The organism is Microbacterium pollutisoli (assembly GCF_053586795.1).
The window spans coordinates 165,772-179,812 of record NZ_JBNYWT010000003.1; the positions used below are offsets into that span (position 1 = coordinate 165,772).

14 protein-coding genes and 2 tRNA genes are annotated in these 14,041 nt (G+C 70.1%); 11 read left to right on the plus strand and 5 right to left on the minus strand.

The features are described from left to right. Positions 1 to 80: 80 nt before the first annotated feature. Both istB and istA read right to left on the minus strand, forming a co-directional pair. A complete protein-coding gene (gene istB, locus ACQ143_RS08680; protein ID WP_449570293.1) occupies positions 81 to 887 on the minus strand; it encodes an IS21-like element helper ATPase IstB in 807 nt (268 codons plus the stop codon). Further along, positions 884 to 2,554: an IS21 family transposase gene (gene istA, locus ACQ143_RS08685; RefSeq protein WP_449570294.1), complete on the minus strand. Its 1,671-nt coding sequence runs from the start codon at positions 2,552 to 2,554 to the stop codon at positions 884 to 886. The genes istB and istA overlap by 4 nt, the downstream gene beginning before the upstream one ends. A 245-nt stretch (positions 2,555 to 2,799) precedes the next feature. Between istA and ACQ143_RS08690 the strand changes: the two genes are divergently transcribed. Both ACQ143_RS08690 and ACQ143_RS08695 read left to right on the plus strand, forming a co-directional pair. Then, entirely contained in the window at positions 2,800 to 3,264 is a 465-nt protein-coding gene (locus tag ACQ143_RS08690; RefSeq protein ID WP_449570295.1) for a hypothetical protein, read from the plus strand. A gap of 596 nt (positions 3,265 to 3,860) precedes the next feature. Then, positions 3,861 to 4,910 carry a hypothetical protein gene (locus tag ACQ143_RS08695; RefSeq protein ID WP_449570296.1) on the plus strand — a complete coding sequence of 350 codons (1,050 nt, stop codon included), beginning with the start codon at positions 3,861 to 3,863 and terminating at the stop codon, positions 4,908 to 4,910. 10 nt (positions 4,911 to 4,920) lie between these two features. On the opposite strand, the gene ACQ143_RS08700 is transcribed toward ACQ143_RS08695, so the two are convergent. Continuing rightward, complete coding sequence (locus ACQ143_RS08700) at positions 4,921 to 6,492, minus strand: phytoene desaturase family protein (RefSeq protein WP_449570297.1); 1,572 nt, start codon at positions 6,490 to 6,492, stop codon at positions 4,921 to 4,923. Between the two features lie 30 nt (positions 6,493 to 6,522). Here ACQ143_RS08700 and ACQ143_RS08705 point away from each other — a divergent pair, with 30 nt between their 5' ends. The 4 genes from ACQ143_RS08705 to ACQ143_RS08720 all read left to right on the plus strand — a co-directional run bounded on the left by ACQ143_RS08705 (position 6,523) and on the right by ACQ143_RS08720 (position 8,980). Then, a complete protein-coding gene (locus ACQ143_RS08705; RefSeq protein ID WP_449570298.1) occupies positions 6,523 to 7,320 on the plus strand; it encodes an inositol monophosphatase family protein in 798 nt (265 codons plus the stop codon). Positions 7,321 to 7,447: 127 nt separating this feature from the next. Beyond that, on the plus strand, positions 7,448 to 8,743 hold the full coding sequence (locus ACQ143_RS08710) for a M23 family metallopeptidase (protein WP_449570299.1): 1,296 nt from the start codon (positions 7,448 to 7,450) through the stop codon (positions 8,741 to 8,743). A gap of 64 nt (positions 8,744 to 8,807) precedes the next feature. After that, a tRNA-Thr gene (locus ACQ143_RS08715) sits at positions 8,808 to 8,879 on the plus strand. 27 nt (positions 8,880 to 8,906) lie between these two features. After that, a tRNA-Met gene (locus ACQ143_RS08720) sits at positions 8,907 to 8,980 on the plus strand. Positions 8,981 to 9,039: 59 nt separating this feature from the next. Here the strand turns inward: ACQ143_RS08720 and ACQ143_RS08725 are convergent. Next, the gene (locus ACQ143_RS08725) at positions 9,040 to 9,354 is read right to left on the minus strand and encodes a hypothetical protein (RefSeq protein WP_449570300.1); all 315 of its coding nucleotides are present in this window, start codon (positions 9,352 to 9,354) and stop codon (positions 9,040 to 9,042) included. Positions 9,355 to 9,587: 233 nt separating this feature from the next. On the opposite strand from ACQ143_RS08725, the gene ACQ143_RS08730 reads away from it, so the two are divergent. The 5 genes from ACQ143_RS08730 to ACQ143_RS08750 all read left to right on the plus strand — a co-directional run bounded on the left by ACQ143_RS08730 (position 9,588) and on the right by ACQ143_RS08750 (position 12,692). Further along, positions 9,588 to 9,803, plus strand: coding sequence for a hypothetical protein (locus ACQ143_RS08730; RefSeq protein ID WP_449570301.1), 216 nt, complete (start codon positions 9,588 to 9,590; stop codon positions 9,801 to 9,803). Between the two features lie 74 nt (positions 9,804 to 9,877). Beyond that, positions 9,878 to 10,678 (plus strand): sulfite exporter TauE/SafE family protein, encoded by an 801-nt coding sequence (locus tag ACQ143_RS08735; protein WP_449570302.1) that lies wholly within the window; start codon positions 9,878 to 9,880, stop codon positions 10,676 to 10,678. Between the two features lie 22 nt (positions 10,679 to 10,700). Next, positions 10,701 to 11,150 carry an FAS1-like dehydratase domain-containing protein gene (locus tag ACQ143_RS08740; protein ID WP_449570303.1) on the plus strand — a complete coding sequence of 150 codons (450 nt, stop codon included), beginning with the start codon at positions 10,701 to 10,703 and terminating at the stop codon, positions 11,148 to 11,150. Beyond that, complete coding sequence (locus ACQ143_RS08745) at positions 11,147 to 11,554, plus strand: MaoC/PaaZ C-terminal domain-containing protein (protein ID WP_449570304.1); 408 nt, start codon at positions 11,147 to 11,149, stop codon at positions 11,552 to 11,554. The genes ACQ143_RS08740 and ACQ143_RS08745 overlap by 4 nt, the downstream gene beginning before the upstream one ends. 1 nt (position 11,555) lies before the next feature. Then, entirely contained in the window at positions 11,556 to 12,692 is a 1,137-nt protein-coding gene (locus tag ACQ143_RS08750; protein ID WP_449570305.1) for a UDP-N-acetylmuramate dehydrogenase, read from the plus strand. A 37-nt stretch (positions 12,693 to 12,729) separates the two neighbouring features. Here the strand turns inward: ACQ143_RS08750 and ACQ143_RS08755 are convergent, their stop codons facing one another. Further along, positions 12,730 to 13,929 carry a pyridoxal phosphate-dependent aminotransferase gene (locus ACQ143_RS08755; protein ID WP_449570306.1) on the minus strand — a complete coding sequence of 400 codons (1,200 nt, stop codon included), beginning with the start codon at positions 13,927 to 13,929 and terminating at the stop codon, positions 12,730 to 12,732. Positions 13,930 to 14,041 lie beyond the last annotated feature (112 nt).

Genomic DNA, 14,041 nt, shown 5'->3' on the forward strand with positions numbered 1-14,041 from the left:
CAGCTCCCAGCTACCCGGCTCGGGTCGAGGCATCCTCCGGGCCGATGATCTCGGCTGGGATCCGTGCACGATCCGTCTCGTCAAGCACGGGGCAGTTGGCCGGTGTGGGCAAGGCGGTAGGAGTCAGTGCCGGTCTCGATGATCGTGCCATGGAAGGTGAGCCGGTCGACGATCGCGGCGCAGAGGCGGGGATCCGTGAAGGTGCGGGTCCATTCGCTGAAGGGCTGGTTCGTCGCGATCGCGACGGACGCTTTCTCTTCCCTCTCGGTGAGGACCTGGAAGAGGAGTTCGGCGCCGCGCTTGTCGAGTTCCATGTAGCCGAGCTCGTCGATGATGAGGAGATCGACTCTCCCGTAGCGGGCGATCGTGCGGGCGAGTTGCATCTCGTCGGCGGCCTCGACGAGCTCGTTCACGAGCCTCGTCGCGAGCGTGTATTTCACCCGGAACCCTTTCTCCGCCGCGGCGGTGCCGAGCCCGATGAGGAGGTGGCTTTTGCCGGTGCCGGAGTCCCCGATGAGGCAGAGCGGGTCGCCGCGACGGACCCAATCTCCCTGAGCGAGCGTGTTGATCGTGGCGGCGTTGAGGTGCGGGTTGGCGTCGTAGTCGATGTCGTCGAGAAACTTCGGCCTCGGGAACCCTGCCGTGGCGACGCGGCGGATCGTGGAGCGGCGGTCCCGGTCATCGACTTCGGCGAGGAGCAGCTCGGCAAGGAACCCGATGTACGACAACTGGCCTTTCTCCGCGGCCGTGACCGCATCGGCAAGGACCGCGCGCATCGTCGGCAGCCGCAACCGGCGCAACGCGCTGTCCGTCGCCGCAGCCGCGGCCTCGTCCGTCATCGGCCGGCGCCGGCGCAGCAGCGAGGTCACGGAGGTCGTCGTGCTCATGCGGGGTGTGCTCCTTCGTTCGAGTCCCGAGCCACGTCCTTCGCGACCCGGCGTTTCAGCAGTTCGTCGTAAGCGGCAACCGACGGGGTGGGGCGCCGGTCCGGTGGAAGGCCCGCGATCACCACGAGCGGGTCCATCAGGCGGCGCTGCGTGAGCGAGACCACGTTCGCCGCCGCGACCGCTGCAGGAGCGGGAACAGCCGCGGTCGCGGTGGAGGGATCTGCGGCTGCGGCGCGACGTGCTTCGACCGCGACGACCTCCGCGAGCACGGACCCGACGCTGAGCGCGGCGCGGATCCCCGCGATCACCACGGCAGCGGGCAAGTGCCGGTGCAAGAGCAGAACGTCGAGGAGCTCGCGGGTGCCAGCAGCATCGCCGTTGACCCGCCGGGATGCATCCCAGAAGGCCTCGTGCTCTGGTGTGAACGCGCCCGTCGCCCGCGCGTGGGAGAGGACCGTGGAACCGGACAAGGCGCCGGGTTTGATGCGGAGAACCTCGAGGTAATGATCCAGGAGCACGGCCTGCCCGTTGCGGACAGCGACGCGCTCGTGCCGCGCGACCAAGCGCCGGCCGTCGAAGATCAACACCTCCGACGCGCGCAACAACGCCCTCACCCGCCGTCCGATCAGCGACGCGGGGACGGAGTACTTCGCCTGCCGGATCGTGACCAAAGCGGAGTGATCAACCATCGGTGACAACGGCTGGCCCGGCTCGAACCTGTCTGCCGGCAGAGGGCCCAGAGCACCCCGTTCACGCTCCCAGTCCTGCCCGACCGTGGTCAGCCGGCCAGTGATACGACGGCCATCGTCACGGGCCTCGCAACGCTCGATGTAGTCGTTGAGCTCCGCCAGCGTGTCGACGTGCGGGACCGGGGTGAGCCAGGTGCGACGGAACCGGCCGACCTCCCCCTCGACGCCGCCCTTCTCATGCGCACCCCGCTCACCCGGTTCGCAGTAGAACGCGTCGAACCCGTAATGCGAGCGGAACAACGCCCACCGGTCATTTTCCTCCCGCCGGCGCCCGACGCTGAGGACCTTCTTCACCGCCTGCCCGAGATTGTCGTACTTGATCTGCAACGTTGGTACCCCGCCCAGCGTCTCGAACGCGGTGACATGCCCCTCCAGGAACGCCTCCTGCGACAACGTCGGATAGACCCGATGGATCGCTTTCCCAGAGTGGGACATCCGGAACACGAACATGAAGACCTTCGTGCGCGTCCCGGCGAGATCGATCCAGAACTCCCCGAAATCAACCTCCGCCTCCGCGCCCGGCAAGTGCTCCTGCGGCACGATCGCCACCGCCGCCAGGCCTCCCGCCTCGACGGCGATCTGCGAGCGACGGGCCCGGACGTAATCCCGCACGGACGGATAGCCGACCTCTGCAGCGTGCTCGTCGACGAGCCAGTTCCAGATCCGCGTCGCGGTGTGTCGCTGCTTGCGTGGAGCGGTCAGATCCTCCCGCAGCATCGCGTCGATGGCGTCTTTGAATGGCCCCAGTTTCGGCGCTATGCGATCCGGGACCTTCCGCGTCGGCGGTTCCGCGCTCTGCAACGCCATGCGCACCGTATTCCGGCCGACCCCGAACCGGGCGGCCAGCTTCCGCGTGCCCAACCCCTCGATCCGCGCGTCTCGTCTGATCCTCGCGAACAGATCCATCCGACTCTCCACCCACCACCTCGATCCCGTGCCCCCGATGAGCACGAGACCAGCGATACAGGTGGTCCCGAATCAGACCGACACGCCCCGCCGAAAACACCGGGGGTGGTCCCGAATCAGAATGACAAACCGGTCTCAGATCAAACTGACACAGTCAAGTCAGAGCCAAAGTCTCATCACCATCCCGGTGTACTTGACGGATGGCATCACAGAGATCGGCCGATATCCAATTCTCCCCGCAGTCGCGGAGGAACTCGATGGATGATCACAGTGCTGCACGAACGTCTCGCTCCTTCCGCGCCCGACTCCTGATCGCGGGCTGCTTGCTTGGTGGGCTCCTCGTGGGGATTCCCGTCGGTGCGGCGGTCGCGACGACGTATTCCATCTGGGTGAGTTTCGGTAATGGCCATCAGGTTCGCGCATACACAGTTGACTCCAGCGGCACGCCCATCGGCGGCGCTCAGGTCGAGAAGGCCAACGGCAGCACGTCTCCGACGGGCTACTTGGGTGGTGCGGTGACGATGCAACGCGGCACCGCATCCTGCGCGTCCGCGGGAACCAGCTACAACACGAAGTCGCTGGTGACGTTGATCGTCAAGGTTCAGTACGACTGCGGCGCGGGCAATTACCGGACAGCTGCGGCTGGCCGAGCATACAACCCAAACTCTGGCGACTATTGGTCTGCCCCCACACCCACAACGCCTTACCAATACGTTCCCTGAGCTCTTAGGCCGTGGCACGAACGCGATACTCGAGGTTCCGCTGACGTCGAATCGGGATTGAAGCGACGCAACGACCATGGCGTGCGCCGCCACCAGCCGCACTCCTTCGGCCCAATCGAGCCGATTCTGTCCAGCTCGTAGGACGACGCGCTTGGCTAGCGACGACCGTGGAGAACTCCTCACCGAAAGGGGCTGCGGTCCGCGTAGCAATGGCGGGGCGCCGCCTGTTGTCGACTGGAATGCGTCGCGCGGGCAATTATCCGGTTTTCGACGTTTGCATCTTTCGTATGTTGTGGATGCCCGGTTGAGTCGTGGTAGCGGGACGAGAGATTAGTCGGTCAGCGCACGTTTCCGGTCGGCTACCGCGGCGCGCAGAGGATTAGCGTGGTCGCGCCAGAGGATTCGACCGCGCATGCAGATACTCGTGACCCCCGGAAACTCAAGGCAATACCAAGAAGCGATATCACCCCACCCTCGGAACGGCCCCGCTTCGGCGGGGCCGTTCGGGTTCCCGGCTGTGAATGATCCCGGCACCCGTCTCGGGCACGTGTCAGGATGGGATGCGGCGGATTGGCCGCCCCGGCGGAAGGACAGCGATGAGTGAACCGATCACCTCACCGAGTTCGAACAAGATCCTGCGCTCCGCGATCTGGGTCGCGATCGGCGCGCTGATCGCCGCGGCGATCGTGTGCGTCATCTGGGTGCTCATCGGTGATGCGAACGGCATGGTCGGCAAGGCGTTCATGACGATCCTGCTGCTGGCCGGCTTCGCGGGCATCTCGATCCTCGAGGCCAACCTCGCGCCGCGCCGCCCGGCCTGGTTCGCGCTGGCGAGCATGGTCAGCTGGGTGCTCGTGCTGCTGCTGGGCGCCTTCCTGATCTGGATGCCGGAGAGCGTGAGCTATTTCGATTCCGGTGCCGAGCGGTTCTTCAAGTTCCTGCTGATCACCCTCATCCTGCAGGCGACACTGCTGCACGTGCGCCTGTTCACCAAGGCCCACCAGCGCTACGAGACCACGTTCACCTCGATCGTCACCTATGTCACGATCGCGCTCGTGGTGATCCTGGCGATCATGCTCATCGTGCCGATCATGGTCGAGGAGTACATCGACTTCCGGCCCATCTACTGGCGCGTGGTCGTCGCCCTGGCGATCCTCGCCGCGGTGGGCACCGCGCTCGTCCCGCTCGTGAACGCTCTGTTCGCCCCGAAGAAGCCGCGCCCGGCCGTGGCCTCGTACGGTCAGCACTACACGCAGCCGGTCGCCCCGGCCCCGTGGCCCACCTACGTCGACGGTGTCACGCCGCTGCCGGTGCTGCCTGACGGTTCGCCCGACTGGAACGCGTACTACAGCGGCCAGCCCACCTACCCGCAGGCGCCCGCCGCCGGTGTCGGCCACGATGCGCCGCACACGCCACCGGCGCCCGAGGGTGCCCCCGGACCGGCCCCTGCGCCGCCCGCATCCGCGCAGCCCGCGGCCCCCGCGCCGCCGGCGCCTGAGCAGCCTGCCGCGCCCGAGCAGCCCGCCGCGCCGGCGTCACCGGCACCCGAGCAGCCCGCCACACCGACCGGACAGCCCGCCCCGCCGCAGCCGCCGGCCCAGCCCGGGTACCAGGGCTACCCGCCGCCGCCCGCACCGCCCCAGTAGGCCGCGACCGTCAGCCGGTCAGGATCTCGCGGGCGGCCATCGCGGCATTGTGCCCGCCGATGCCGCTGACGGCGCCACCCCGCTGAGCGCCCGACCCGCACAACAGCACGCCCGCATGCTCCGTGGCCACCCCCCACCGCTGGGCGGGGGTGGCCAGTTCGGCGTCGTCGTCGGCCCACGGCCAGTCCAGCGCGCCGTGGAAGATGTCGCCGCCGGTCATGCCCAGCGACCGCTCGAGATCGCCTGTCGTACGCGCTTCGATGCACGGCGACCCATCCGGCGCCTCGTACAGGCAGTCCGCGAGCGGCTCGGCCAGCACGGCATCGAGCGACCGGGTCGCCGCCGCCAGCAGGTCGGCGCGCAGCGTGTCGGGGTCGGCGCCGCGCGTCAGCCGGTGCGGCACCTGCAGCCCGAACAGCGTGAGGGTGTGCGCCCCCGACGCCCGCAACTCGGGGCCGAGGATCGACGGGTCGGTCAGCGAATGGCAGTAGATCTCCGCGGGCAGCGGGTCGGGGATGCGGCCGTCGCCGGCGGCGGTGTGCGCCGCGTCGAGCTGCGTCAGCGTCTCGTTCACGTGGAAAGTGCCGGCAAAGGCGGCCTCGGGGCGGACCGTCTCGTCGCGCAGCCGCGGCAGCCGGCGCAGCAGCATGTTGATCTTCACCTGGGCGCCCTCGGGCGGCGTGACGGCGGCGGCATCGGCCCCGCCGGCGCGCAGCAGCTCGGCCAGCACGGCCGGGCCGACGCCCGCGAGCACGACCCGTCCGTGCACCCGGCCGCCGTCCGCGAGCGTCACCTCGCCGTCCGGATGGATCGCCGACACCGCCGCGCCGGTGCGCAGCTCGGCGCCGGCGTCGCGTGCCGCCCGCTCGAGCGCCGCCGATACCGTTCCCATGCCGCCGACCGGCACATCCCAGTCCCCGGTGCCGCCGCCGATCACGTGGTACGCGAAGCACCGGTTCTGCCGCAGCGACGGGTCGTCGGCGGCGGCGAACGTGCCGATCAGCCCGTCGGTGAGGGCGATGCCCCGGACGAGATCGGATGCCAGCGACGCGCGGATCAGCTCGCCCAGCGGCCGCGCGGTCAGCCCGTCCCACAGGGCGTCGTCGCCGAGCCGTTCGCGCACGATCGCCGCGCGTGGCAGCGGGTCGGTCATCGTGGGGAACACCGCCTCGGCGAACGGACGCAGCCGAGCGCCGAACCGCGCGTAGCGCCCGGTCTCGGCGGCGTCGCCGGTGGTGCGGGCGAACCCGGCGGCGGTGGCCGCGGCATCCATCGTGTCGACGAGAATGCCCCGCGACGGGTCGGCGGGGTCGGCGGTGTACGACGCGTAGCGGCGTCGGCGCAGCGTCAGATCGAGCCCGAGGTCGTCGATGATGCGCCGCGGCAGCAGGCTGACCAGGTACGAGTAGCGCGAGAGGCGGGCGTCGACGCCGGGCCAGGGCCGTTCGGACACGGCCGCGCCGCCGAGACGATCGAGTTGCTCCAGCACGATCACGCGGAACCCGGAACGGGCGAGGTAGGCCGCACTCACGAGGGCGTTGTGGCCCCCGCCGACGATGACGGCGTCGTATCGGTCGCTCATGGCTTCACGCTATTGCGTAGCGTGGGGGACATGGTGAATCCGCACGAGCTTCTCGCCCTCGCCGTCGACATCGCCCGGGAAGCCGGTGACCTCGCACGCGCCCGCCGCGGCGAGGGCGTCGCGATCGCCGCCACGAAATCCGCGATCGCCGACATCGTCACCGACGCCGACCGCGAGGTCGAAGCGCTCATCCGGGCCCGGCTGACCGCCGCGCGCCCCGACGACGGGTTCTGGGGTGAGGAGACCGGCGCCGAGCGCGGCACGAGCGAGGTCACCTGGGTGGTCGACCCGATCGACGGCACGGTCAATTACGCGTACGGCATCGCCCACTACGCCGTGAGCATCGCCGCCGTCACCGGTGAACCCACGCCCGCCGAATGGATGCCGGTGGCCGCGGCCGTGTACGACCCCAGCCTGCAGGAGATGTTCACCGCGACCCGCGGCGGGGGCGCGTGGCTGGGGGAGGTCCGCTTGACGGTGGGGGAGCCGTCGCCGGCGGGTGCCCTGCTGGCCACCGGGTTCGGATACGACCCCGCGACGCACGAGGGCGATCTCGCACGGGTGCGGCGGGTCATGCCGCTGGCGCGCGACCTGCGCCGGGCCGGCGCCGCCTCGCTCGATCTGGCCTACGTCGCGGCCGGACGCCTCGACGGCTACTTCGAACGCGGCCTGCAGCCGTGGGACCACGCCGCCGGCGGACTGCTGGTCACCGAGGCGGGGGGACGTCTCGGCGGGCAGCCGGACGGCGTGCCCGGACGGGACATGACCATCGCGGCCGGCGCTCAGCTTTACGATCAGATTTCGAAAGCCGTATATCGGGACGAATAGATGGCATTCTCAGGCTCCCGGGAGTAGTGTTTACCCGATCGTTACTTTTGCACCCGATGCAGAAGTGGCGCGAGCCCCCCGAAGTGACCGTCGTTTACCCGAGCGACCGACCCCGAGAGCCTGCACTTTGACCCTCGAGACCTCCACGGCTGACGCCGCGCCCACGCGCCGCTCACGCCGTCGACCCGTCACGTCGGTCACGGCCGACCAGGGTCGGATCTCGAGTGACGTCGCAGAACTTTCTGCACCCACCCCGTCGGTCGCCGAGGCCGTCGTCGCGGCCGGCGCGACCGTGTGGGCACAGGCGACGACCACCGCAGCCGTCGACGGCACGACCGTGGCGGCGCAGCCGACCACAGTCGCCACCGCCGATGTGCCGTTGACGCGCGCCGAACTGCGCCGGCGCCGTGCGGCCGCACTCGCCTCCGCCACGGACGTCGAGACCGTCGCGGCCACGCCCACCGGCACGACGCGGCACCCCGCCGTCTCCGGCACGTTCGCCGGTACGCCCGCACAGCCGGGGCCCGAGCCGTGTGCCGTCGAGGACTTCGACTTCTCGGCCCAGCTGTTCTCCTTCACCGGCGAGACCCCGGTGCAGGTGGCGGCGGCCGCCCTGGCCGATGAAGCCGAAGCCGAAGCCGCAGCGTCCGACGTGGCCCCGCGACGCCGTCGCCTGAGCGGCAAAGCCGCATTCCGGCGCATCGCGGGCGTCTCGTTCTCGGTGTCGGTGATGGGCGCGGTGGGCCTGCTGGCCATCGGCGTCACCACCCCGGCATCCGTCGTCGCCGCCATGGCCGACACCTCCGCCGACATCGCCGTCGTCGCGCCCTCGTCGACGACGTCGATCACGGCCGACGAGATCCAGGCCTACGTAGCCGCATCTGACGTGACCGCCGGCTCGCTGGAGCGCACCGAGACCTACGACATCGCCTCGATGGCCGATATCGCCGCGGACTCCGGTGTCACGCAGTTCGCGGGCACGTGGGTCAACGACCCCGCCGCCGACATCCAGTGGCCGTTCCCCGTCGGTGTGCCCGTCTCGGCGGCCTTCGGGTCGGCCAGTTACCTCGCCCAGTTCTCCTCACCGCACCGCGGCGTCGACCTCGCCCCGGGCACCGGTGCCGAAGTGCACGTGATCGCCGACGGCACCGTGCGGCTGGCGACCGAGGGTGGGGGAGACTACGGCGTGAACGTCGTGGTCGACCACGTGATCGACGGTCAGCTCGTGTCGACCCGCTACGCGCACATGCAGTACGGCTCGTTGCGGGTCTCGGCCGGCGACACCGTCAGCGTCGGCGACGTGCTCGGAACCGTGGGCAGCACCGGCAAGGCGACCGGTCCGCACCTGCACTTCGAGGTGCTGCTGGGCGGCACGGCACGCGTGGATCCCTATACGTGGATGCAGCAGCACACGACAAGTTGACATCGATTCTGCAGGATGCCGGAGCGATGGTATTCTGTTCTGGTTGCCCGGAAGCGGGCAGCACGCCCCGATAGCTCAGTGGCAGAGCACTTCCATGGTAAGGAAGGGGTCGTCAGTTCAATCCTGACTCGGGGCTCGTAGCATCCGCTCGCGGATGTCGCGTGGCGGAGTAGCTCAGTTGGTGAGAGCGCACGACTCATAATCGTGAGGTCGCGGGTTCGAGTCCCGCCTCCGCTACAGATAGAAGCCCTCGGTCCTCCGGGGGTTTTGTCGTTTCCGGCCGGTCACATCCACCGTCACGACGCTCCGGCTGACCCGGCCGGCCCGCTGATCGTCGGGATGGGGAGCGCCTTCGTGCGCCGGTCGATCTCAGCGCATGCCGCGTCGGCGTCGGCCAGCGACGGAGCCAGCACCATGTCGGCGTCGACCACGGCGAGCGAGCCGGTGCCCAGAAGCAACGTGCAGCGTCCGGCCTCACCGTTGTAGAGGGTCGGGAACTCGACGAGGTCGGTGGCGCCGTTGGACACGAGCGCCCGCGCATAGCCGATCACCGCATCGGCGACGTCGTCCGTGGTCAGAATGCGGTGTCCGGCGATCAAGATGTCTTTCATGCCTCGGCGCTCTCGTCGGTGTCGGGGTCGGTGTCTGCGTGTGCTCCCTGGGTGATGACGGTCAGTCAATCCGGACCCGTCCGCGGCGGCGAGGGGGTTGACAGGCCCCGGGACCGCGGATAGGTGGTTGCACCGACCGCGCACCACCTGCTACATGTGGAACGACGAGATCTGGGGTCTCGGTCAGCGGCGAGCGTGGGGCTCGACCGCGCAATGGACGCTTGGGGGGTCCGATGTCTGAGTTGACGCTCGTTCCGGCTGTGTACCGCTGCCCGGACCACGACAACCACGAAACCGTCACGGCACGCGTGCGCGAGCGGGTCGAGTGGGAAGTGCGCTGCCTGGGTGATCATGCCCGACCGTCGTTCCGGGTGGCGGTGATGTGCCCGGGCGGCGGACCCGGTGCCGAGCACCGCCGGCTGTACGACGGGCGATGGCAGCGCAGCTGACCCGGCTGTCCCGGCCACCGTCGCGATAGGCTCGTCCGGGCGCCCGTGCGGGCGCATCCACCGGGAGGCCCCTGATGACGGACGTCGCACCGCGCGCTGCGCGCACCCCGCGATTCGTCCTCACCTGCATCGGCATCGGGCTCGCGGCCGGACTCATGTCGGGACTGTTCGGGGTCGGCGGCGGCACGGTCATCGTCCCGCTGCTGGTGATGATCCTGCACTTCGACCAGCGCCTGGCCGCCGGCACGTCGCTGGCGGCGATCGTCCCCACCGCCACCGTCGGCGTCGTCTCCTACGCCGTCTCGGGCTCGGTCGCCTGGATCCCGGCCCTCATCCTCGCTGCCGGCGCCGTCGTCGGCGCACAGGTCGGCACCTGGCTGCTCGCCCGCCTGCCGCAGAATGTGCTGCGGTGGGGGTTCGTCGGCTTCCTCCTGGTCGTGATCGTCATGCTGTTCATCGTCGTCCCGTCGCGGGACGCGGACCTGCCGCTGACGTGGCTCAGCGTCGGCGGACTGGTCCTCCTCGGCATCATCACCGGCATCCTCGCGGGGCTGCTCGGGGTCGGCGGCGGCGTCATCGTCGTGCCGGCGCTCATGCTGCTGTTCGGCACCAGCGACCTGGTCGCCAAGGGGACGTCGCTGCTCATGATGATCCCGACCGCGATCTCGGGCACGGTGGGCAACCTGCGCCGGCGCAACGTCGACCTGTTGGCCGCGGGGCTCGTCGGCGGCGCCGCCTGCCTCACGACCGCGCTGGGCGCCTTCGTCGCCACGCACATCGACCCGTTCGTCGGCAACGTGCTGTTCGCGCTGTTCCTGACCTACGTCACGGTGCAGATGGTTCTGCGCGCACTCAAGGCGCGGCGCGCGCGCTGACACCGATCGGTAGGATCGAGGGGTGTCTGTGAACCCTGACCTGGTGGGCCGCGAGTTCCCGCCGACGCCCGCATACCTGGTGGGGCGCGAGAAGGTGCGCGAGTTCGCCCGCGCCGTGTTCGCCACCGACCCGCAGCACTTCGACCCGGCCGCCGCACGCGCCCTCGGCCACCCCGACGTCGTGGCGCCGCCGACCTTCGCGATGGTCGTGCAGGATCTGACCCTGCAGCAGCTGCTCGCCGAGCCGGACTCCGGCATCGCGCTGGAACGCACCGTCCACGCCGAGCAGCGCTTCCGCTACAGCCGGCCCATCGTCGCCGGCGACGAACTGACCGCGCAGCTGCGCATCACCGGCATCCGCCCATTCGGAAAGGGTGCGATGGTCACCAGTGAGGCTGAGATGGTGGATGCCGGTGGCGCCCACGTCGTGACCGCGACCTCGGTGCTGCTGATCGGCGGGGAGGACGCATGACCGCCCTGGAAATCGGCGCGGTCGTCGCCGAGCGTGCCGTGCACCTGGACCGTGAGGCGCTCGTGCGCTACGCGGGGGCGTCGGGCGACTTCAACCCCATCCACTACCGCGACGACGTGGCCGCCCGCGTGGGCCTGCCCGGCGTGCTCGCCCACGGCATGCTCACCATGGGCCTGGCCGTCGAGACCATCGTCGGCTGGCTGGGCGACGCCGGACGCGTCGTCGAATACGGCGTGCGCTTCACCCGACCGGTCGTCGTGGACGCCGCCACCGGCGCCGACCTCACCGTCGTCGCGAAGGTCGGCGCCGTCGACGACGAGACCGCTCGCATCGACCTCACCGTCACCTGCGCGGATGTGACCGTGCTCGGCAAGGCGCAGGTGCGCGTCCGCCTCGACGCCTGACATGCCCGAGATCACCCCCCGCCCGCTCGCCGAGCTCACCACGCTGCGCACCGGCGCCGCGCCGAGGCGCATGATCGAGGCGCACACCACCGAAGAGCTCGTCGCGGCGCTGCGCGATGTCTGGGCGGCACACGAGCCGTGGCTCGTCGTGGGCGGCGGCTCGAACCTGCTCGTCGGCGATGAACCGTTCGACGGTACGGTGATCCTCGTGCGCACGAGCGGCATCGAGGAGCTTCCCGCACCGCGCGAGGGCTACGTCCGGCTGCGTGTGCAGGCCGGTCACGAATGGGACGACCTGGTCGCCTACTCGGTGGCCGCCGGCCTCGGCGGCATCTCGGCGATGTCCGGCATCCCCGGTACGGTCGGGGCCGCCCCGGTGCAGAACGTGGGCGCCTACGGGCAGGAGATCGTGCAGACCCTCGTCGAGGTCGACCTGATCGACGAGGCCACCGGCGACGTGACCACCGTCCCCGCCGCCGACCTCGAGCTGGGCTTCCGCACCTCGGTGCTCAAGCACCACTACGGGTCGGTCCCGATCCGGTCGGCGGTGATCCTCTCGGCCACCTTCGACCTGCGTGTCGTCGGGCACGGGCCGACCCCGGTGCCCAGCGCCCAGCTGCGCGCCGCGCTGGGTCTGGCCCCCGACGACGAGGTCACCCTGGCCTGGGTGCGGGAGACGGTTCGGGCGACCCGCGCCCGCAAGGGCATGGTCCTCGACCCGGACGACCCCGACACCTACAGCGCCGGGTCGTTCTTCCAGAACGCGATCGTGTCGGCACCGTTCGCCCGGTCGCTGCCGGCGGAGTGCCCGCGCTGGCCGGTCACGCCCGACCTCGATCCGGTCGTGGTGATCCCGCTCGAGGAGTACACCGGCGTCGTCGCCCCGCCCAGCACGATCGAACCCGACGTGAAGGTCAGCGCGGCGTGGCTCATCGAGCACGCCGGGCTGCGCAAGGGTTTCAAACTGCCGCGGTCACGGGCGGGCCTGTCGACCAAGCACGCCCTCGCGCTCACCAACCGTGGCGGCGCCTCGGCGGCCGAGCTCGCGCAGCTGGCACGCTTCATCCAGCAGCGGGTGCAGGCCGAGTTCGGCCTCATCCTGCAGCCCGAACCGGTGCTCGTCGGCGTCGAGCTCTGACGCCGGCACGCACCACGGGGTGCGTGCCGGCAGCGCGTCACGCGAACAGGCGCTGCAGGCGCTGGACGCCCTCGAGCAGGGCGTCGTCGCCCAGAGCGTACGACAGGCGCAGGTAGCCGGACGGACCGAACGCCTCGCCGGGCACCACGGCCACCTCCGCCTCTTCGAGGATCAGGTCGGCCAGCTCGAGCGACGTCGTCGGGGTCTTCCCCGCCCACCCGCGCCCGAGCAGCCCCGTCACGTCCGGGTACACGTAGAACGCGCCCAGCGGGTTGGGGACGGTGACCCCGTCGATCTTGGCCAGTTCGGTGACGATGAGGCGGCGCCGCCGGTCGAACGCGGCGCGCATCTTCTCGGCTTCGGTCTGCGGACCGGTGAGCGCGGCCAGGGCTGCGCGCTGCGCGATGTTGTTCACGTTCGAGCTCAGGTGCGACTGCAGGTTGCCGGCGACCTTGATCGCGTCGGCGGGACCGATCATCCAACCCACGCGCCAGCCGGTCATCGCGTACGTCTTCGCGACGCCGTTGACCAGGATCGTCTGCTCGGCCAGCTCCGGCACAGCCTCGACGATCGACACGGCGCGCGCGCCCTCGTAGACGAGGTTCTGATAGATCTCATCGGTGATCACCCAGATGCCGTGCGCCAGCGCCCACTGCCCGATCGCCTTGGTCTCCTCGGGCGAGTACACCGCGCCGGTCGGGTTGGACGGCGACACGAACACCAGCACGGTCGTCTTCTCGGTGCGGGCCGCTTCGAGCTGGTCGACGGTGACCTTGTAGTCCTGCTCGGCGCCGGCGAACACCTCGACGGGGGTGCCGTCGGCCAGCGCGATCGCCTCCGGGTAGGTGGTCCAGTACGGTGCCGGCAGCAGCACCTCGTCGCCCGGGTTCACAACCGCCTGGAACGCCTGGTAGACGGCCTGCTTGCCGCCGTTGGTGACGATGATCTGCGACGGCTCGACCTCGAGCCCCGAGTCGCGCAGGGTCTTCGCGGCGATCGCCTCACGCAGCACCGGCAGGCCCGCGGCGGGCGTGTACCGGAAGTTCGCGGGGTTCTGCAGCGCCTCGGCCGCGGCATCCACCACTGCTTGCGGCGTCGCGAAGTCCGGCTCGCCGGCGGCATAGGAGATCACGGGGCGCCCGGCGGCCTGCAGGGCTTTGGCCTTGGCATCCACTTTCAGGGTCGCCGATTCGGCGATGGCGGACAGCTTGCGGGACAGGGGAGCGCGTTCGGTCACGCTTCGAGCGTAGTCGGCACGCGCTCCCCGCGCGCGTCACAGATCCAGCGGACGGAGAGGCTCACATTTCGACGGGAAACGGGAATCCGCCGCGACCCCGAGGGGCCGCGGC